This window comes from Pseudomonas kielensis, from assembly GCF_014236655.1.
GTDB classification, from domain to species: Bacteria; Pseudomonadota; Gammaproteobacteria; order Pseudomonadales; family Pseudomonadaceae; genus Aquipseudomonas; species Aquipseudomonas kielensis.
In genome coordinates, this window is sequence record NZ_JACMYG010000002.1 from 125,316 (window position 1) to 145,399 (window position 20,084).

14 protein-coding genes are annotated in these 20,084 nt (G+C 62.8%); 7 read left to right on the forward strand and 7 right to left on the reverse strand.

Annotated features, from left to right (window positions below; genetic code table 11):
• The first annotated feature begins 3 nt into the window (after positions 1–3).
• Together H7995_RS02205 and H7995_RS02210 are read left to right on the forward strand one after the other, a co-directional pair.
• Entirely contained in the window at positions 4–678 is a 675-nt protein-coding gene (locus H7995_RS02205; RefSeq protein ID WP_166592209.1) for a heavy metal response regulator transcription factor, read from the forward strand.
• Positions 675–2,081 carry a heavy metal sensor histidine kinase gene (locus tag H7995_RS02210; RefSeq protein ID WP_166592208.1) on the forward strand — a complete coding sequence of 469 codons (1,407 nt, stop codon included), beginning with the start codon at positions 675–677 and terminating at the stop codon, positions 2,079–2,081. The genes H7995_RS02205 and H7995_RS02210 overlap by 4 nt, the downstream gene beginning before the upstream one ends.
• Before the next feature lie 51 nt (positions 2,082–2,132).
• Here the strand turns inward: H7995_RS02210 and mgtA are convergent, their stop codons facing one another.
• The gene (gene mgtA, locus H7995_RS02215) at positions 2,133–4,847 is read right to left on the reverse strand and encodes a magnesium-translocating P-type ATPase (RefSeq protein WP_182340513.1); all 2,715 of its coding nucleotides are present in this window, start codon (positions 4,845–4,847) and stop codon (positions 2,133–2,135) included.
• Between the two features lie 922 nt (positions 4,848–5,769).
• The gene (locus H7995_RS02220) at positions 5,770–5,988 is read right to left on the reverse strand and encodes a DUF4287 domain-containing protein (RefSeq protein WP_166592206.1); all 219 of its coding nucleotides are present in this window, start codon (positions 5,986–5,988) and stop codon (positions 5,770–5,772) included.
• A gap of 131 nt (positions 5,989–6,119) precedes the next feature.
• On the opposite strand from H7995_RS02220, the gene H7995_RS02225 reads away from it, so the two are divergent.
• From H7995_RS02225 to H7995_RS02235, 3 genes are all read left to right on the forward strand, one after another.
• Positions 6,120–6,641, forward strand: a complete 522-nt coding sequence (locus tag H7995_RS02225; RefSeq protein ID WP_166592205.1) for a sigma-70 family RNA polymerase sigma factor — start codon at positions 6,120–6,122, stop codon at positions 6,639–6,641.
• A complete protein-coding gene (locus H7995_RS02230) occupies positions 6,638–7,609 on the forward strand; it encodes a FecR domain-containing protein (protein ID WP_182340509.1) in 972 nt (323 codons plus the stop codon). The genes H7995_RS02225 and H7995_RS02230 overlap by 4 nt, the downstream gene beginning before the upstream one ends.
• A gap of 106 nt (positions 7,610–7,715) precedes the next feature.
• The gene (locus H7995_RS02235) at positions 7,716–10,193 is read left to right on the forward strand and encodes a TonB-dependent siderophore receptor (protein WP_185817907.1); all 2,478 of its coding nucleotides are present in this window, start codon (positions 7,716–7,718) and stop codon (positions 10,191–10,193) included.
• Between the two features lie 105 nt (positions 10,194–10,298).
• Here the strand turns inward: H7995_RS02235 and H7995_RS02240 are convergent, their stop codons facing one another.
• Together H7995_RS02240 and H7995_RS02245 are read right to left on the reverse strand one after the other, a co-directional pair.
• Positions 10,299–11,921, reverse strand: coding sequence for an MFS transporter (locus tag H7995_RS02240; protein WP_166592202.1), 1,623 nt, complete (start codon positions 11,919–11,921; stop codon positions 10,299–10,301).
• A gap of 77 nt (positions 11,922–11,998) precedes the next feature.
• On the reverse strand, positions 11,999–13,651 hold the full coding sequence (locus H7995_RS02245; protein WP_185817908.1) for a GMC family oxidoreductase: 1,653 nt from the start codon (positions 13,649–13,651) through the stop codon (positions 11,999–12,001).
• 134 nt (positions 13,652–13,785) lie between these two features.
• Between H7995_RS02245 and H7995_RS02250 the strand changes: the two genes are divergently transcribed.
• Positions 13,786–14,703, forward strand: a complete 918-nt coding sequence (locus H7995_RS02250; protein ID WP_166592200.1) for a LysR family transcriptional regulator — start codon at positions 13,786–13,788, stop codon at positions 14,701–14,703.
• Between the two features lie 88 nt (positions 14,704–14,791).
• On the opposite strand, the gene H7995_RS02255 is transcribed toward H7995_RS02250, so the two are convergent.
• The gene (locus H7995_RS02255) at positions 14,792–15,895 is read right to left on the reverse strand and encodes a DNA alkylation repair protein (RefSeq protein ID WP_185817909.1); all 1,104 of its coding nucleotides are present in this window, start codon (positions 15,893–15,895) and stop codon (positions 14,792–14,794) included.
• An 87-nt stretch (positions 15,896–15,982) separates the two neighbouring features.
• A complete protein-coding gene (locus H7995_RS02260) occupies positions 15,983–17,794 on the reverse strand; it encodes a monovalent cation:proton antiporter-2 (CPA2) family protein (RefSeq protein ID WP_185817910.1) in 1,812 nt (603 codons plus the stop codon).
• A 208-nt stretch (positions 17,795–18,002) separates the two neighbouring features.
• Between H7995_RS02260 and H7995_RS02265 the strand changes: the two genes are divergently transcribed.
• On the forward strand, positions 18,003–19,076 hold the full coding sequence (locus H7995_RS02265) for a sensor domain-containing diguanylate cyclase (protein WP_182340499.1): 1,074 nt from the start codon (positions 18,003–18,005) through the stop codon (positions 19,074–19,076).
• 18 nt (positions 19,077–19,094) lie between these two features.
• On the opposite strand, the gene H7995_RS02270 is transcribed toward H7995_RS02265, so the two are convergent.
• On the reverse strand, positions 19,095–19,904 hold the full coding sequence (locus H7995_RS02270) for a dienelactone hydrolase family protein (protein ID WP_185817911.1): 810 nt from the start codon (positions 19,902–19,904) through the stop codon (positions 19,095–19,097).
• Between the last annotated feature and the right edge of the window lie 180 nt (positions 19,905–20,084).

Consider the following 20,084-nt stretch of genomic DNA (forward strand, 5'->3'; position numbering starts at 1 on the left):
ACTATGCGAATCCTTGTGATCGAGGACGAGCTGAAAGCTGCCGAATATTTGCACCAGGGGCTGACCGAAAGTGGCTATGTAGTGGACTGTGCGAACAATGGTGCAGATGGACTTCACCTGGCCCGGCAACAGGCCTATGACTTGGTGATACTTGATGTAAACCTTCCTGAGGTAGATGGCTGGTTCGTGCTGGAACATATCCGCAAGAGTGGCAACACCCTGGTGATGATGCTGACCGCCAGAGGGCGGCTTGCCGATAAGGTCCGTGGGCTGGATCTGGGGGCTGATGACTACCTGGTCAAACCCTTCGAGTTTCCCGAACTGCTGGCGCGGGTACGCACCTTGCTGCGGCGCAGCGGGCAGATTCCGTTGCCTCAGGTGTTGAAGGTGGCCGACCTGGAGCTGGATCAGGGGCGACATCGGGCGTTCCGGGGTGAGCAACGTATCGACCTGACCACCAAGGAGTTCGCGTTGCTGCACCTGCTGATGCGCCAGTCGGGTGAAGTGCTCTCGCGGACCCAGATCATTTCCCTGGTGTGGGATATGAACTTCGACTGTGACACCAACGTGGTCGAGGTTTCGATCCGCCGCTTGCGGGCCAAGATCGACGATCCATTCGACCGTAAGCTGATCCACACCCTGCGCGGCGTCGGTTATGTGCTGGAGGCGCGCGAATGAAACCGGCCAGCCTGTCGATGCGCTTGGGGCTGACGGTCAGCGTACTGGGCGCACTACTGGTGGTGGTGTTGGCCATTCTCGCGTTCCTGGCGCTGACCCACGAACTGGACGCCCTGGCCAAGGGCGGCCTGGAAAGGAAAATGCAGCAGATTCGCCACAGCCTGGCACTGGAGCAGCGCGCCAGCGACCTGTCGCTCAAGCCGCACTCATTGCTGGACCAGGTCATGGGGCATGACAACCTGAACCTGACGATCCTCGATCAAGGCGACCCGACGGCACCGTTGCTCAGTGTCGGCAGCCCACTGCCGTTACCGGCGCAGGCTCGTCGTGAGGTGGCCGCGGCGAGCCAGGGCAAGGTCAGCTACTTCAGCCGCTCGGATGATCAGGGCAGGCACTTTCTGACGGCCACCCAATTGATGCCGCTCAACGATGGCCAGTCGGTTGTGGTGCTGTTGTCGATTGACCGATCCAACGATGAGGCCTTGCTCAGTGCCTACCTCAGCTCGACCCTGATTGCCTTGCCGTTGCTGTTGATCCTGATTGGCCTCAGTGCCTGGGCGGTTGTCCAGCGCGGCCTTGCCCCGCTGCGTGAGTTTCGCAAAGTCGCGGCGATGGTTTCGGCCCAGGACCTGAATCATCGACTGTCGGAAGCCAATATGCCCCAGGAGCTTAGCGAACTGGCGCATGGCATCAACTTCATGCTGCACCGGCTCGACAACGGTGTGCAGCAACTGTCGCAATTCTCCGACGATCTGGCGCACGAACTGCGTTCGCCCATCAGCAACCTGATGGGCAAGGCCCAGGTGACCCTGTCGCGGGAGCGTCCAACCGAGGAGTACAAGGCGGTGCTGGTATCCTGCACCGAGGAACTGGCGCGAGTCACGCGGATCGTTTCCGACATGCTGTTCCTGGCCCAGGTCAGCCACCCGGCGGCGCTGGTGCCCTTTGAGGTGATTTGCCTGGAGGATGAAGCGCTGAGGGTCGCCGATTTGTTTAGCCTGGCGGCGCAGGAAAAACACATCACCCTGCAGGTTTCCGGCAGCGGACGAGCCCTGGGCGACCGGCTGATGATCCAGCGCGCGATGTCGAACTTGCTGTCCAACGCGATTCGCCATTGCCCTGACGGGCAGGCGATTTCGCTGGTTATCGACAGTCACGGCGAACACGTGTCGGTGCAGGTGAGCAACCCCGGCGCGGGCATCGAATCCCAGCATCTGCCGCACCTGTTCGACCGCTTCTACCGCGTCGACAACAGCCGCTCCCGCGCTCAGGGCGGCACCGGCCTGGGGCTGGCCATCGTGCGCTCGATCATGAGCCTGCACCAGGGCTTGGCCCAGGTGGAGAGTTCACCTGGGCGTGTGACGGTGTTTCGCTTGGTGTTTCCCAATGGCCGTAACGGCTAGGACAATGGGAATGCTTCTTCGACAGCTACCCGGCCGGGAGGCCTCAACCCCTCAGAACCATTGCTTGAAGCGCCGGATGTAGAGGGTCTTCATCACTTGGGCGACCACGCAGTAGCTGAGCAGGGTGCCCACCAACCACGGGAAGTAGGACCACGGCAGTGGGGTCAGGCCCACCAGGTTGCCCAGTGGCGAGAACGGAATGTAGATGCCCAGCACCATGACCAACCCGGTCATCAGGATCACCGGCAGCGCCGCGGTGCTCTGGAAGAACGGGATCTTGCGGGTGCGCAGCATGTGCACCACCAGGGTCTGGGACAGCAGCCCTTCGATGAACCAGCCGGACTGGAACAGGCTCTGCATTTCCACGCTGTTGGCGGCGAACACGTACCACATCAGGGCGAAGGTGGTGATGTCGAAGATCGACGAGGTCGGCCCGATCCACAGCATGAATCGCCCAATGTTCTGCGCATCCCATTTGCGCGGTTTGCTCAGGTACTCCTTGTCCATCTTGTCCCACGGTAGGGCCAGTTGGGAGATGTCGTACATCAGGTTCTGCAGCAGCAGGTGGATCGCCAGCATCGGCAGGAAGGGAATGAACGCACTGGCCACCAGCACCGAGAACACGTTGCCGAAGTTGGAGCTGGCGGTCATGTTCAGGTACTTCATGATATTGCCGAAGGTCTCGCGGCCCTTGAGCACGCCTTCTTCGAGCACCATCAGGCTTTTTTCCAGGAGGATGATGTCCGCTGATTCCTTGGCAATGTCGGTCCCGCTGTCCACCGAGATGCCCACGTCGGCATCGCGCAGGGCCGGGGCGTCGTTGATCCCGTCGCCGAGGAAACCGACGGTGTGGCCGTTGGCTTGCAGCGCCTTGAGCACCCGGGATTTCTGCAGCGGTGTCAGCTTGGCAAACACCGTGCGCGTCTCGACCTGTTGTTGCAGGGTCGAATCGTCCATCGGCTCGATGTCCTGGCCGAGCAGCGGGGTGCCGGGTTCAAGGCCGACCTCACGGCAGATCTTGCAGGTCACCACGGGGTTGTCGCCGGTCAGCACCTTGACGGTCACGCCCATGTCCCGCAGCGCGGCAATCGCCGGGCCGGCAGTTTCCTTGGGCGGATCGAGGAAGGTCAGGAAGCCGCGAATCACCAGGTCGTGCTCGTCGCCCGTGGCGTACTGGGCTTTGCTCTGGGCCTTGGGGATGTGCCGGGTCGCCAGCACCAGCACCCGGAAGCCGTCTTCGTTGTATTGGTTGGCCAGGCGCAGCAAGGCTTCGCGTCGCGGCTCATCGAGGGGCACGAGCGCGCCGTCCTCGTGCAGGTGGCTGCTGATGGCGAGCATCTCCTCGACTGCCCCCTTGCACACCAGCAGGTGATCGGCGCGGTTGTCTTCGACGATGATCGACAGGCGCCGGCGGATGAAGTCGAAGGGCAATTCATCGATCTTGCGGTAGGCCAAGGGCGCCTTGAAACGCGGGTTCTGCTGGGCGAATTGCACCACCGCCTGGTCCATCAGGTTTTTCATGCCGCTTTGGTGGTGACTGTTGAGCCAGGCCAACTCCAGCACCGCGTCGTCGCGCTGGCCGGCGCTGTCGAGGTGATGTTCGAGGATGATTTTGTCCTGGGTCAGGGTCCCGGTCTTGTCGGTGCACAGCACGTCCATCGAACCGAAGTTCTGGATCGCATTGAGGCGCTTGACCACCACTTTGCGCTTGGCCATCGCCACCGCGCCTTTGGCCAGGTTGGCACTGACGATCATTGGCAGCATTTCCGGGGTCAGGCCGACCGCCACGGCCAGGGCAAACATGAAGGCTTCGCTCCAGTCGCCCTTGGTGAAGCCGTTGATCAGCAACACCACCGGCACCATCACCAGCATGAAGCGAATCAGCAGCCAACTGACACTGTTGACGCCACGGTCGAAGGCGGTTTGCGTGCGCGAGCCGACGATGGCCTTGGCCAGCGAGCCAAAGTAGGTGCGTGGGCCCGTGGCGACCACCACGGCGCGCGCGGTGCCGCTGACCACGTTGGTGCCCATGAAGCAGATGTTGGACAGGTCCAGCAGGTTGTTCTGCTCGCTGGCCACGCTCGCCGCCGATTTCTGCGCGACATCGCCCAGGGTGTCGTATTTCTCCACCGGCAAGGCTTCACCGGTCAGCACCGCCTGGCTGATGAACAGGTCCCGGGATTCGAGCAGGCGGATGTCCGCGGGGATCATGTCGCCGGCCGACAGCTGTACGATGTCGCCTGCCACCAGTTCACGCATGGGCACTTCACGCAGGGTCGGCGTGCTGCCCGGCTGGTCGCGGCGCAGTACGCTGGCGGTGGTGCGCACCATGGTCTTGAGGGCTTCGGCGGATTTGCCCGAGCGATACTCCTGCCAGAAGCGCATCAGGCCGCTGGCCAGGACCATCACCAGGACGATGATGACGCCGGTCAGGTCGGTGTCTTCGCCGTCGCGCAGCGGGATCCAGAAGTCGGTGATGAAGCTGATGACCGTGAGGGTCAGCAGCACATAGATGAAGGGATTGTTGAAGGCCTTCAGCACTTGCACCAGGGCGTGGGGCGGCTGATCGTGGGCCACCTCGTTGCTGCCGTCGCGCAGCAGGCGGCCTTCGGCGTCAAGTTCGGTCAGGCCAGCGCTGCTGGTCTTGAGGTTGGCGAGGGTCACGGCCAGGCCGTTCTGCGCTTCACGGGCGGCGCGCATTGACAGTTTGCCCGTGTCGCGCGGGCTGCCCTTGAGGGTTTTTTTGGCGGTTTTTACGGTGTTCATGCTGGGTGCTCCTGCCGCTGGCTGGCGGCACGGCACAGCAATCACTCAACTAACTAACGGCGAGTGAAAGTGCGTCGAGTCGCCCGGCAGCGATCGATTCTGGGAGTTGTTGTCGTGCTGTTTTAATGTTCGCCGTACACCGCTGGAACACAGGCATACAGCGAACCGTCTACTGGCGTCTTCCATGGGGGTTCTCGCTCTTTTAATGGTTTAACGGGCAATAGAAAGTTGCCGAGTTCCTGAGTAAGGAACACGTCGATCAAGAGTGCCTGGGGAACTTTCAGATCAACTGAAAGTGTGCGCCCCGAGAAACCGGCCGAGCATCAACGCGGCCGGTTGCATCCGATGCGCGAAGCCCCGCCCCGGAGGTTCCTGGCCGTCATCGAGGCTCCAGCGCTGCGCGAGCTGGCCGCTTGCCGGGCAGACGTGCCAATGCCCCAGCGGGTGTGGGCGCAGGCGTGCAGGTGGGGACTTGAGCAGCGGGCGTGGGAGGGCTGCTGGCGGGCGGCGCAGCAGGGCGCGCGCCGCTTTGGCGAGGGGCCGAGCCCCTGGGATGCAGGTGCAGATGAAGTTCATAACATGCCTCGCAACCGGACGGACGCCGGCGAGGCAGGTTACGTTGGAGCCTCAGGCTCTAGCGCAGCATGCCCGACCGAGGTCGAGTCCCATCGATGACTGGGTAAGTGGCCCGACCTGGCGTATACGCATCGGTCGGGCAGCGTCTAGATACTGTGTCCATTGAGTTCTTTTGTAAGTTGAAATAAGGGCCGGGCTGACCGGCCCGGGGCAATCTACGCAGACGACTATTTGAAGTCAACCTTGAATTAACGGTTGTTTAGCAATTAGACAGGAAACAGTTGTTGTCACTGCAAGTTAATGATTAACGGTTGTTTATAGATGACAGTGCTATGACCGTCGACCCTCATGACTCTTTACCTTTGAGCAATGCATAGATGGCCATGGAGTGGCCGTGACCGAGGTCAAAGTCGGTTTTCAACCATTCGATGATCTGGCCGGCCTTGACTCCAGCTTTCAATTTGCCGTCTTCGGCGAACCCTTTGTCGTTGGCCAATTGCTTGAGGTCAGCCGGTGATTTGCCGGTCTTGGTCTGGATGTTGTCCAGATAGGCTTGGAAAGACATGGTGTGGCAGCTCCTGGATGCACGTAGAGGTGGCTTCAAGCATAGACCAGGCGAATGGAAACTGCCTATTGCCAAGCCCACCCGCGCCACATGACAATGCGAAACATTATCAATCACGAACCTGCGCCGTCATGTCTGCCAACGATCTTTCCCTGCGCAGTGCCGTTCACGACCTGTACCACGAGCATCACGGCTGGCTCCAGGGCTGGCTGCGCCAGCGCCTGGGCAGTGCGTGCGATGCGGCTGACCTGACGCAGGACACCTTCGTGCGGGTGCTCAAGGCACGTAATGCACTAGAGATTCGGGAGCCGCGGCCGTACCTGTCGCAGGTTGCCAAGGGCCTGCTGATCGATCTGTTTCGCCGGCGCTCGCTGGAGCACGCCTACCTTGAGGTCCTGGCCAGTGCCCCGGAATCTCAGCAACCGTCGCTCGAAGAGCAGGCGATCATGCTGCAGGCGCTGCTGGACATCGACCGCATGCTCGACGGCCTGGGCAAACAGGTCAAGCAGGTGTTCATCCTGTCGCAGTTCGAAGGCCTGACGTATCCCCGCATCGCCGAGCGCCTGGGCATTTGCACGCGCACCGTGAATAACCACATGGCCAAGGCCATGGAGCATTGCTGCCTGATGCAACTGCAGTTGCAGCTGTCATGAGTCACCTCAAGTCCAGCTTGTCCGGCCCTGAACTGCAGGCGCTGAGTGCGGCCGCGCAGTGGTATGCGCGGCTGCAGTCCGGTGAGGCAAGCGACCAGGACCGACAGGACTGGCAGGCCTGGCAGGCAGCCGATGAGCTGCACCGCCAGGCCTGGCAGCGTATCGAGGCGGTACGCCAGCAGATGGACCGGGTGCCGGGCAGTTTGGTCGCGCCGACGTTGCACGGTGTCCAGCGCTCGCGCCGCCAGGTAGTGCGCAGCGTTGTGCTGCTGGCGTCGGCCGGCTCCCTGGGGTGGTTGGGTTGGCGCAGCGAGACCAGCCAGAACCTGCTGGCCGACTACCGCACGGCCGTGGGCGAGCGGCGTGAGGTGCGTCTGGCGGACGGCAGTTCATTGCTGCTCAACACCGACACCTCGGTCAACGTGCGCTTCGACGGTGCGCAGCGGGTGCTGGAACTGCTGTGGGGCGAAATGCTGGTCAGCAGCGCCCTGGACCCGTTGAAACGGCCGCTGCGGGTCAGTACCCGACACGCTCAGGTCCTGGCCCTGGGGACGCGCTTCATCGTGCGTTCCCAGGCTGCTGGCGGCGAGGTGGCGGTGCTGGAAAACGCCGTGCAGGTCAGCCTGGCGCAGGGTGGGCCAGCGGTTCATCTCGACGCTGGGCAACGCCTGGATTTCACCTCCCAGGCCCTCGGCGCGATTCGCCGGAACGATGCCACGGTCGGTGCCTGGCAGCAGGGCAGCATCATCGCCATCGACCGGCCGCTGGGGGAGTTGCTCGCCGACCTCTCGCGCTATCGTCCCGGGGTACTGCGCTGCGACCAGCAGATTGCGCGGATGAAGATCTCCGGCGCCTTTCCGGTGGATGACACTGACCGGGCACTGGCTGCGTTGCACAGTGGCTTTGGCCTGAAGATCCAGCACTACAGCCGCTATTGGGTCAATGTTTCCGGGCCTGCGGCGGTCTGAAGCGCGGCGCCTGAAAAATTAATTGATTCTCATGTGCATTTTTTATCGACGTCATTCGGCTCATCCCTCAGTGATTTCAATTGGATGGTTCTGGGGGAGGGTAAGCATGTCTTTTGTGTACAAGCCGGGTGCGGGTCGGTTGGCGGGCGCGGTGAGAATTGGCCTGTTTGCGCTGGCCGCCAGCGGCGTGGGTGTGGCGACTGTCCAGGCCGCGACGCCGGCGCAGCACGCGGTGCAATCCTACGATATCGCCGCCGGCAGCCTGACCGAGGTGCTGAGCCGATTCGCCAGTGCGGCGGGCGCGGCCATCTCGTTCGACGCCCGGCAGACCGCAGGCCAACAATCGCCGGGGTTGCAGGGGGCCTATAGCGTCGGCGAAGGGTTTGCGCGGATTCTCGCCAACAGTGCTTTGCAAGCCGAGCCCCAGGCCAACGGCAGCTACGTGCTGCGCCCCCGTCCATCCGCAGGCTCGGCCCTGGAGTTGGCGGCGACCAACGTCAATGCCCAGGCGCTCGGGGCGACGACCGAAGGCAGCGGTTCGTACACCACCGGTGCGGTGACCATCACCAAGGGCGCTCATTCGCTCAGGGAAACCCCGCAATCGGTGACCGTGATCACCCGCAAGATGCTCGACGACCAGAATCTCACCACCATTGACCAGGTCATGGAAAAGACCCCGGGCATAACCGTCTATGACTCGACCATGGGCGGCAAGTACTTCTACTCCCGGGGCTTTCGCATGTCCGGGCAGTATGAGTACGACGGAGTGCCGCTGGACATGGGCAACTCCTATGTCCAGGCCGACAGTTTCAGCAGTGACATGGCCTACTACGATCGGGTCGAGGTGCTGCGCGGGGCGGCCGGCATGATGAAAGGCTCGGGCGGCACCGCCGGCGGGGTCAACTTTGTGCGCAAGCGCGGGCAGAGTACCCCCCAGACCCAGTTGAGCCTGTCCGGCGGAACCTGGGACAACTACCGAGGCCAGGTCGATACCGGCGGTCCGCTGAACGAGTCCGGGACTCTGCGTGGCCGCGCGGTGATCGCCGAGCAGAGCAAGCATTACTTCTATGACGATGCCAGTCGCAAGGACCAGGTCTACTACGGCGCCCTGGATTACGACCTGTCGCCCGACACCACCTTGGGCCTGGGCATTGCCTATGAAGACGTCGACGCCAACCCGTGCTGGGGCGGCATGCCGCGTTATCGCGATGGCAGCGACCTCAAGCTCAGCCGCTCGACCTGCCTGGACCCGTCCTGGAATACCTGGCGCAGCCAGCGCACCGCCACCTTCAGTGACCTGGCGCATCAGTTGAATGACAATTGGGCGCTGAAAGTGGCCGGGGTCTACAGCAAAAACACCCAGGACATCAAATACGCGTTCCCGTCCGGCGCCGTTACCCCAAGCAACAGCAACGTGCGCATGCTGGGCAGCATGTACGACTACGATCAGGTCGACTATGGCCTGGATGCCTACCTGGACGGCAAATTCGAGGCGCTGGGCCGCGAGCACCAACTGATCGTCGGCCTCAATGGCAGTCGCTCCAACAAGAACGACTTCTACTCCGTGGCCTTTCTGCCGCAGACCCAGGACGTGTTCAATCCCGACAAGCATCTGCCCAAACCCGATGACAGCTATTTCATCGCCAACTCGACCCGCGGCGGCCCGGTGGACAGCGTCACCAAGCAGTACGGGGTCTACTCCACGGCACGCCTGAAACTGGCCGATCCCTTGACCTTTGTCCTCGGTGGGCGCGTCAGTTGGTACCACGCCGAAACCGATTCGCTGTTCATCAACTCGGGTACTTCAGAGACGGCCGAGACCAAGGAAACCGGGCAGGTCACACCGTTCGCCGGGCTGCTGCTGGACCTCAATGACAACCTCACGGCCTACACCAGCTATTCGGAAATCTTCACCCCCCAGGGCAACCTGCGCTCCGAAAGCGGTGCGGCGCTCAAGCCGCTGGTAGGGCAGAGCTATGAATTGGGGATCAAGGGCGAGTGGTACGGTGGCCGCCTCAACAGCTCGTTCAATCTGTTCCGCACGATCCAGAAAGACCAGGCCCAGACCGACTACAACTCGTCCTGCCCATCCTCGGACGGTTATTGCTACGTCAACGCCGGCAAAGTCCGGGCCCAGGGCTTTGAAGCGGAAGTCAGCGGTGAATTGATCGAGCGCCTGCAACTGCTTGCCGGCTACACCTACACCCAGACCAAGACCCTCGACGACATCGACACCAGCCTCAACGGCGAAGCGTTCAACAGCTACGTGCCACGGCACGTGCTGCGTATGTGGGGCGACTATGCCCTGGAGGGTGCATGGGAGCGCTTCACCCTGGGGGCCGGGGTCAACGCGCAAAGCGACAACTTCCGCGTGTCACCCTTGAGTGGGGAAAAGATCAGCCAGGGCGGGTACGCCGTGTGGAATGGCCGGGTCGGCTACCGCATCGATGACACCTGGTCGTTGGCGCTCAACGGCAACAACCTGTTCGACAAGCGCTACTACAGCACCATCGGCACCGAGACCTTCGGTAACTACTATGGCGAGCCGCGTAACTTCATGGTGTCGGTCAAAGCCGACTTCTGAAATTGATGCAAAACCTTGTGGGAGCGAGCAGGCTCGCTCCCACAAGGTTTGCGGTGCCTACAGGGCCCGATTTACACAGGACCTGTAGGAGTGGGCCCTTCGGGCTCAGTTCTTCTCCAGATCGACGTCCTTGGTTTCCCGCAGGCACAACAGGCCCACCACCAGGCTCACGCCGGTGATCAGCACCGGGTACCACAGGCCGTAGAAGATATCGCCGGTGTACACCACCAGGGCAAACGATACCGTGGGCAGGAAGCCGCCGAACCAGCCGTTGCCGATGTGGTAGGGCAGGGACATCGAGGTGTAGCGGATGCGGGTCGGGAACAGTTCGACCATCAAGGCCGCCAGCGGCCCGTAGCACATCGCCGAGATGATGATCAGCGCCACGATCAGGGCCACGATCATCGGTTTGTTGACCTGCTGGGTATCGGCGGTCTGCGGATAACCGGCCAGGGTCACGGCACCGCGCAGGGCGGCTTCGTCGTAACCGTCGATTTTCACCTCGCCAATGCTCACTTGCACACCACTGCCGGCCGGTGCGGCCGCGCTGCTGTAGGGCAGGCCCTGCTTGACCAGGAAGGTCTTGACCTTGTCGCACGGGCTGTCGAAACGCGCTTTGCCGACCGGGTCGAACTGGAACGTGCAGGTGGCTGGATCGGCCAGCACGGTAATCGGTGCCTGTTGGCTGGCGCGGTCGATGGCCGGGTTGGCGTAGTGGGCCAGGGTCTTGAAGATCGGGAAGTACAGCACGGTCGCCAGCAGCAGGCCGAGCATCAGGATCGGTTTGCGCCCGACCCGGTCCGACAGCCAGCCGAAGAAAATGAAGAACGGCGCGCCGATCACCACGCTGACAATCAGCAGGGTGTTGGCCAGGGCCGGGTCCATCTTGAGGAACTGGGTGAGGAAGAACAGCACGTAGAACTGCGCCGCGTAGAACGTCACCGCTTGCCCGGCGTTGATGCTGAACAGCGCAATCAACACCACCTTGAGGTTTTCCCAGTTGCCGAAGGACTCGCGGATCGGCGCCTTGCAGGACTTGCCTTCTTCTTTCATTTTCAGGAAGGCCGGTGACTCATGCAGGCTCAGGCGGATCCAGGTGGAGATGCCCAGCAGCACGATCGACAGCAGGAACGGAATGCGCCAGCCCCAGACTTCGAACTGGTCGCCGGTGAAGTAGCGGCACCCCAGCACCACCAGCAGCGACAGGAGCAGGCCGAGGGTCGCGGTGGATTGAATCCAGCTGGTGTGGAATCCGCGTTTGCCCATGGGCGCGTGCTCGGCGACGTAGGTCGCGGCCCCGCCGTACTCACCGCCCAGGGCCAGGCCCTGGAGCATGCGCAGCACCACCAGGATGATCGGCGCGGCGATACCGATGCTGGCGTAGGTCGGCAGCAGGCCGACGCAGAAGGTTGCCACACCCATCAGGATGATGGTGGCAAGGAAGGTGTATTTGCGTCCGATCATGTCCCCCAACCGGCCGAACACCAACGCGCCGAACGGCCGCACGATGAAACCGGCGGCGAACGCCATCAGGGCGAAGATGAACGCGGTGGTGTCGTTGACCCCAGCGAAAAACTGCTTGCTGATGACCGCCGCGAGGGCGCCATAGAGAAAGAAGTCATACCATTCGAAAACGGTCCCCAGGGATGAGGCGAAGATGACTTTCTGGGTTTCCTTGCTGGTGCCGGTGCTCAACGTTCCTGCCACGGCAGTTGCCTGGTCTGACATACGGGTATCCCTCACAGTGTTTATTTATTGTTGTTCCACTGTCGGCACCGGCCTTGCGGGCTGGTGCGTCTGCTGTCCTAGAGGTGCGGTACGGTTGCTCGTTCTGTGGGTATGGCGTTGCTCCTTGTCGGTGAGGCGAGAATCAGCTGTGCCGCCTTCTCGGCGATCATCAGCGTGGGTGAACAGGTATTGCCCGAGGTGATGTAGGGCATGATCGAGGCATCGGCGATGCGCAGGCCGGGAATGCCGTGAACCCGCAGTTGGGCATCGACGACCGCATCGCCATCCTGGCCCATGCGGCAGGTGCCCACCGGGTGGAAGATGGTCGTGCCGATCCGCGCGGCGGCCTCGTGCAACTGCTCCTCGGTGTGCAATTCGGCCCCCGGCAGATACTCCACCGGCTTGAACGGTTGCAGGGCCTTGGCGCTGACGATCCGCCGGGTCAGGCGAATGGCCGCGGCGGCCACGCGCAGGTCTTCGGGGTGGCTCAAGTAGTTGGGCTGGATCAGCGGCGCCTGCTGTGGGTCGGCCGAGCTGATCTCGATCCGGCCACGGCTTTGCGGACGCAGGTCGCACACCGAGGCGGTGAACGCCGGGAACGCGTGCAGCGGCTCGCCGAAGCGCTCCAGGGACAGCGGCTGGACATGGTATTCAAGGTTGGCCGAGGTCTGTTCGGGCCCTGAACGGGCAAAGGCGCCGAGTTGGCTGGGGGCCATCGACAGCGGACCGCTGCGGTCGTACAGGTAGCGCAGGCCCATGCCCATCTTGCCCCACAGGCTGCCGGCAATCTGGTTCAGGGTGCGGGCGTTTTCCAGCTTGTAGATCAAGCGCAGTTGCAGGTGATCCTGCAGGTTGCCACCGACGCCATTGAGCTCATGGACCAGGTTGATGCCCAGGCGCTTGAGCAGGGCGGCCGGGCCGATGCCGGAGCGCTGGAGAATGCTGGGCGAGCCGACGGCGCCGGCGCTGAGGATGATTTCCCGGCGCGCAGTGAAGGTGCTGGCCTGGCCTTGCCAGCGCGCGGTGACCTTGCAGGCCCGGCCGTTCTCCAGGAGCACGCGGTCGACATCGACCCCCGTCAGTACCGTCAGGTTTGGCCGATGGGCGACAGGTCTGAGAAATGCCTTGGCGGCGTTCCAGCGCACGCCGGCCTTCTGGTTGACCTGGAAATAGCCGCAGCCTTCGTTGTCGCCCTGGTTGAAGTCGTCGATGTTGGCGATGCCGGTTTGTTCGGCGGCGCTGCGAAAGGCGTCGAGAATCGGCCATGACAGGCGCTGGCGTTCAACCCGCCATTCGCCGCTGGCGCCGTGAAAGTCGTCGGCGCCGGCAAAATGGTTTTCGCTCTGGCGAAACAGCGGCAGTACCTCGTTCCAGCTCCAGCCGGGGTTGCCTTCGCTGGCCCAGCGATCATAGTCGCCAGCCTGGCCGCGCATGTAGATCATGCCGTTGATCGACGAACTGCCGCCCAGCACTTTGCCCCGTGGGTAGCTCAGGCTGCGGCCCTGCAGGCCGGCTTGGGCCTGGGTCTTGTAGCACCAGTCGGTGCGCGGATTGCCGATGCAGAACAGGTAGCCGACGGGGATATGGATCCAGGGATAGTTGTCGCGCCCGCCGGCTTCGAGCAACAGCACCCGATGTTGCGGGTTGGCGCTCAGCCGATTGGCCAACAGGCAGCCGGCGGGCCCGGCGCCGACCACGATGTAATCGTATGCATCAACGACTGGTGACATCCATGACCTCGCAGCGTGTTGTTCTTATTGCGCTTCATCCTAGTTGTTAGTTTTCGATAAAAGAATGTTAGTTTTTGCTCAGCCGCTGTGCGTTTATAAACAGCGACAAGCCCAACGTTAAACAAGGAAGACCGATGTTCGACTGGAATGACCTGCGGTTTTTTCTCGAACTGCAACGCAGCGGTCGCTTGCTGACCGCCGCCAAGCGCTTGAAAACCACCCATGCCACGGTGGCGCGGCATATCGAGGCAATCGAACAGAGCCTGGGCACCGCGTTGTTTGTCCAGCAGGCGCAGGGTTACCAGTTGACCCCGGCTGGCGAAGCGCTGCTTAAACATGCCGAGGCCATGGAAAATGTCGCCTTGCTGGCCCAGGAAGAAATCACCCAGTCCAGCGCGCCCTTGGGCAAAATCCGCGTGGGGGTCACGGAAGGGCTGGGCATCATGTTCCTCGCCAGTCGCATGAAGGGCCTGTTTGACCGCTACCCGGGGCTTGAGGTGGAACTGGTGGCCGTGCCGCGGTTCGTCAGCATCCTCAACCGCGAAGCCGAGATCAGCATTCACCTGGAGCGGCCGTCGGCGGACATGCTGGTCACCCGCAAACTCACCGACTACCGTCTGGCGCTGTATGCCAGCCAGGACTACCTCGATCGCGCGCCGCCCCTGCGCAGCCGCGAAGACCTGGGCCGCCACGCCTGGATCGGCTATGTCGACGACCTGTTGTTCAGCCAGGAACTGATGTTCCTCAACAGCTTCTGCCGCAGCCCCCAGGTGGTGTTCCACAGTACCAGCGTGATCGCCCAGCAACAGGCCGCGCGCGCGGGCCTGGGGATCGCCGTGTTGCCGTGCTACATGGCCAGCGGCGATCCGGGCCTGGTGCCGCTGCTGCCGGCCGAGAGCATCCAGCGCAGCTACTGGATCAGCACCCGGCGCGAGCTGCACAAGTCGGTGCGGCTGCGGGTGTTGTGGGATTTTGTGGTGCAGTTATGTGAGCGCGAGCAGGCCCTGTTGCTGGGGCGGGTGGATCAAGATCAAGAGCAGCAGGCGAGGTAACGTTCGGCCTGTTGAGTGGTAAGGGCGGGCGAGGCGGCCTACCGGCCGCCTGTTTTTTCGGATATCCGCACGCTAGGGAAGCATGGGTTTAGGAAGTGATTTCGAAGGCCGTGCTCGCCAGTCGCTCGCCATTGACCATGATGTGTACCGCGTGGGTGCCGGGGTAGTGCTTGCGGGTGGTCATGTCGCGCACGTGCTGGGCGCGGCTGAGTGTCTGTCGGTTCCGGGCGGGCAGGGTGAGGCCCTTGAGTTTGAACACCTTGGCCGACGTCGCCCCCGAGGCCTTGACGTATTCGATGGCGTAATCCACCACCAGGCGCTGCTCGGCATCGGCGGTGGACTGCAGCTCGAACGACAGGCTGATGCGTTGCCCCAAGGCGATCACGGCGGGTTCGACGGTCAGTTGATGAATCTCGACCTCAGGCTTGCCACCGGCGCCGATCAACGTCAGTGCCCGCTGATTGCCCTGCTTGATCAGGCTACGCAGGGCGTGGCGGGCTATCCAGGCCGTACGCGGATCCTCCAGCGACCAGCCCTCGAGGGTGTCCAGCACCCAGTCCGGGTGGTCCTTGGTGATGTCGTTGAGGTGGTTGGCCACTGACTTGCGCACGTACAGGCTGCTGTCGGCCTTGAGGTTGTCGATGATCTTGGCGGCCAGGCGCGGGTCGGCCTGGACCTGCTCCAGGCGGAACGACCAGGGCAAACGTGGCCGGCTGCCTTCGCTGGCGAGCCGGCGCACGTGTTCGTTGGGGTCCAGCGACCAGTCGTGCATCAGGGCCAGGGTGCGTTCGAAGTCGCTTTGCAGGAAGTGCCGCACCGCAAACTCCGAGGAGCCGAAGCGGGTGAAGTGCTGCAGCGCGTCCATCGACAGTTCGAAGGCGTGGCTGCCGTAGCGCGCAACGTAGTGCGCCAGGAACATGCTGACGAAGCCACTGTTCAGGCGTGGTGCCAACCGGCGCAGGACCTCCAGCGACTGCTCGTAGTCCAGGCCCAGCACGGCGTGCAGGCACTCGGCGGTGTGGGCCATGCGCTGCATCACCGACAGTGGTTCGAGTCCGTCGCAGGCCATGGCCAGGAACGCCTGGTGATCGAACGCCGGGTACACCGCACGCAGTTCACTGGCGATGTGGGCAAAGCGCTCGGCGTTGAAGATTTCCTTCAGGGCCGGGGAGGATTGCTCGGTGCTGCTCATTCAGAGCTCCTTGAAAAGGTTGGACCGCGTTATCGTGCTTCGCCGCCTTGCCCGCGAAGGTGCCAGTGTCGGCTGCAAGCCATGTCCCTAGACCACCTTGGGGGACTCTTCCTGCAATTGGTCGGCCTCGAACAACCGGGCCAGTTCCTCCCGTGCCTCCTGGGCGGTCTGCAAGACTTTGACGGCATCGTCGTAGATCGCGCGCTGGGCTTCGAGCACCTGTTCGTCATGCTGCTTGAAGGTTTCGATGCGCGCTGCGGCCTGAGCCTTGCTCAGTCCCAGGCCGATCAGGGTCATGCGGCTCATTTCCAGGCTGGAATGGAAGGTTTCCCGCACCGCCTCGGCGCCCAGGTCGACCAGGCGATGCACGTGCTGGCGGTTACGCGCGCGGGCGATGATCTTCATGTGGGGGTAGAGCCGGCGCACCAGTTCCGCAGTCTTGATGTTGGTGTCCGGGTCGTCGGTGGCAATCACGAAGAACTCCGCCTGCTCGACCTTGGCCGCGCTGAGGATCTCCGGGCGCATCGGGTCGCCATAGAACACCGGGACCCCGCCAAAACTGCGGGACAGTTCGATGGTTTCCACCGAGGTGTCGAGGGCCACAAAGCGGATTTTCTGCGCCCGCAGGATCCGCGCCACGATCTGCCCCATGCGGCCCATGCCAGCAATCACCACGCGCGGGGTGTCGGTGTCGATCTCACGCAGGTGCGGCGGCACGGCCACCGGTTCGACCTTGGGTTTGGCCAGGCGCGCGCACAGCAGAAGCAGCAGGGGAGTGACGGCCATGGACAGGGTAATGGTCAGCACTTGCAGGTCATACAGACGGGCATCGAACAAGCCTTGGTCGCGACCGATCTTGAACACCACGAAGGCAAATTCACCGCCGGCGGCCAGGACAATGCCCAGGCGCACCGCACTCACGCGGTTGAGGTCCCCGGCCATGCGTCCGACCAGGTACAGCAGCGGCAACTTCAGTGAAATCAGCAGCACCGTCAGGCCCAGCACGGCGACCGGGGCGCTGAACAACAGGCTGATGTTGGCGCCCATGCCCACGCTCATGAAAAACAGCCCCAGCAGCAGGCCCTTGAACGGTTCTATCTGCGCTTCCAGTTCGTGGCGGTATTCGGAATCCGCCAGCAGCAGGCCGGCGAGGAACGCCCCGAGGGCCATCGATATCCCGACTTCGTCCATCAACCAGGCGGTGCCGATCACCACCAGCAACGCGGTGGCGGTGGACACTTCCGGCAGGCCGGACTTGGCGACGATACGAAAGACCGGGCGCAACAGGTAACGCCCACCCACGACCACCACGGCGATACTGCCCAGCACCTGCAACCCATGGTTGAGGTCTTCGGCGGGGGTGGTGGTGGCATTGCCCCCGGCCAGTAGCGGCACCATGGCAATCAGCGGGATTGCGGCAATGTCCTGGAACAGCAGGATGGCAAACGCCAGGCGCCCGTGGGGGCTGGTCAGTTCCTTGCGTTCGGCCAGGCTTTGCAGGCCGAAGGCGGTGGACGACAGGGCCAGGCCAAGGCCGAGCACGATGGCGCTGTTGAGCTTCTGGCCAAACAGATAGAACGCCAGCACGCCGATCACCGAGGCCGTCAACAGCACCTGGGCCAGGCCGACGCCGAACACCGCCTTGCGCATTACCCAGAGCCGGCGCGGGGACAGTTCCAGGCCGATGATGAACAGCAGCAGGACCACGCCCAGCTCGGAAATATGCATCACGCTTTGCGGGTTGCCGATCAGTCCCAGTACGGCGGGGCCGATCAGGACCCCGGCCAGCAGGTAGCCCAGCACGGCCCCCAGTTGCAGGCGTTTGGCCAAAGGCACGGTGAGCACCGCCGCAAACAGAAACACCACAGCGGCTTGCAACAGGTTGCCTTCATGGGGCATGAGTCACTCCTGGACAGAAAAAAAGGCTAAACACGGGTCTGACGCCGTCTGATTCGACGCGCAGTGTAACGGTGGGGAACGCTGACTGCATCGTTGGATCAGCCGGGGCCAGTCTGACAACAGAGTGTTACGCCGAGGAGCGCCTGGAGTAATATAGCGAATCGCCATTACTGCCCAGGACGTCAAGCGCTATGACGCCAGCCCTTTGATGAACTCGATCTGGTTCGGCCTGGGTGCCGTAGGGGTGATCCTGCTCCTGATCGCCGTGCTGGTGCTGCGCGAGCGGCAATTGCGCCAGCTCCGGGCGCAGTACCGGGCGCTGCTGGACAAGTGGCCGGCCATTCACTCCGCGAATCTCGGCGCCCCGGGCACCCAACCCGAGGATGTCGAGCGGTTCAAGCGCAGCCAGTATTTCGCGCGGATCGGCACCTGGGACTGGGACGTCGACACCGAACAGCTGTATTGGTCCGACGCGATCTACGGCATGTTCGGCTTCAAGGTCGGCGAGGTGACGCCCAGCTATCAACTGTTCTGCTCCTGCGTGCACCCCGACGACCGCGCGCAAGTGCGTGCCGGCGAACTCCGTTGCCTGGCCACCGGCGAAAACCATGACGAAGAGTACCGAGTGGTCTGGCCGGACGGCAGCATCCATTGGCTGCGGGAAACCGGCAATGTGGTCAAGAGCGCCGATCGCTCGGTGGTCAAGATGATGGGGGTGGTGCGCGACATCAGCGAAGAGAAAGCCAGCGCCAGGCAGCTACAGACCCTGGCGCATGCGGATCCGCTGACCGGGCTGCCGAACCGGCTGGTCCTGGAAAAACGCCTGGCCAAGGCGCTGGAGTTGGCGCGCCTGAGTGCCACGCGGGTGATGCTGGTATTTGTCGACCTCAACGGCTTCAAGGCAATCAATGATGTTTATGGGCATGCCGCCGGCGACCGGGTGTTGAGGACCACCGCGACTCGCCTGAACACCATCCTGCGGGCGGGGGATACGGTGGCGCGCATCGGCGGCGATGAGTTCGTGGTCATTATCGAAGGCTTACCCCAGGGCAAGAGCCTGCAGGACGAAGCCCACAGCATCTGCCAGAAGATCTTCATCGAGCTGTCGCCCCCGATCAGCATCGGCGTGGACCTGTGCCACGTCGGCAGCAGCCTCGGCGTCGCGGTGTTCCCCGACCATGCCCCGAGCATGGACACCCTGCTGCACATCGCTGACCTGGCCATGTATGAGGCCAAGCGCAGTGGCAATAATCAATACCGGCTGGGCAAGCAGATGGCTTAGTGCCCAGCCTGGGTGACGCTAGCTCAGGTGCACGCGCAGAAATTCGATGACCCGCTGCAAGGCAATGCGTGTCGGGTCGGTGTCCGAAGGCTCGGCGTTGGCGTATTCCTCGGTCAGCACGGCATGGGGGTGGGCCACGTGCGGTGTTGGCGAGGGATACTCGTGCAGTTCGGCCTGTTGGTCGAAACGTTCGGCGATCAGTTGGACCCGGGCTGCCGGGCATAACCGATCATCGATGAAGCGTTGAACCAGGATGTGCTTGTCTTTGTCCGCAGCGCAGTCAGCGGCGTCGAACAGGTCCTGGTCGGATACGTTCATTTCCCGCATCCAGTCCCCTTCACCCAGCCCGGTCGCGCGGTAGACAGCCGAAAATGGAATCGAAGGCTGGGAGACTACGCCAGTCACCACGGCGTCCTCAAGGATCAGCGGGATGACGAATGCTCCCGTCACGCACATGCCGATCGCCCCGACTCGCTCTGTGGCGGGCGTTTGCTGCTGAACCTCGCGCGACAGGGCGCGCAACCAGTCGCAGACGGGGGCCGTGGTGCCCGCCTTGAGGTGGCCGAACTCCTTGCTGATGCACAGCTTCGCCAGGTTGCCCACTGGCGCATCGTCCAGCAGCTCTCCGAACAGCAGCGGCAGGTACACGCGAAAGCCGGCGGCGATCAGCCGGTCGGCAAAGTCCAGCACCGTATGGGTCAGGCCGGGCAACTCATGCATGACGATGACTTTTGGCCCGTGGCCTTTGTCGTAGACAGGATGGCTGTAATGGCCGTCGCTGAAGTCAAAACGGGTGAAACCCTTGGCTTGCATCACGATGTCGGTCATTGCATCTACCTCTGGAGCCGCAGCGCAGTGCATTCATGCTGGGACATAGCTGCTGGCTAAGGTTCAAGTTGCACGTTCGGGCAGTGAGTGGTGATCAGCATAGTCGCTGTTTTAACAGGCATACGGGGCAAGCAAACCTCCAGGCAGCAGCCATCCGCATCACTACTAGACTCCATAGAC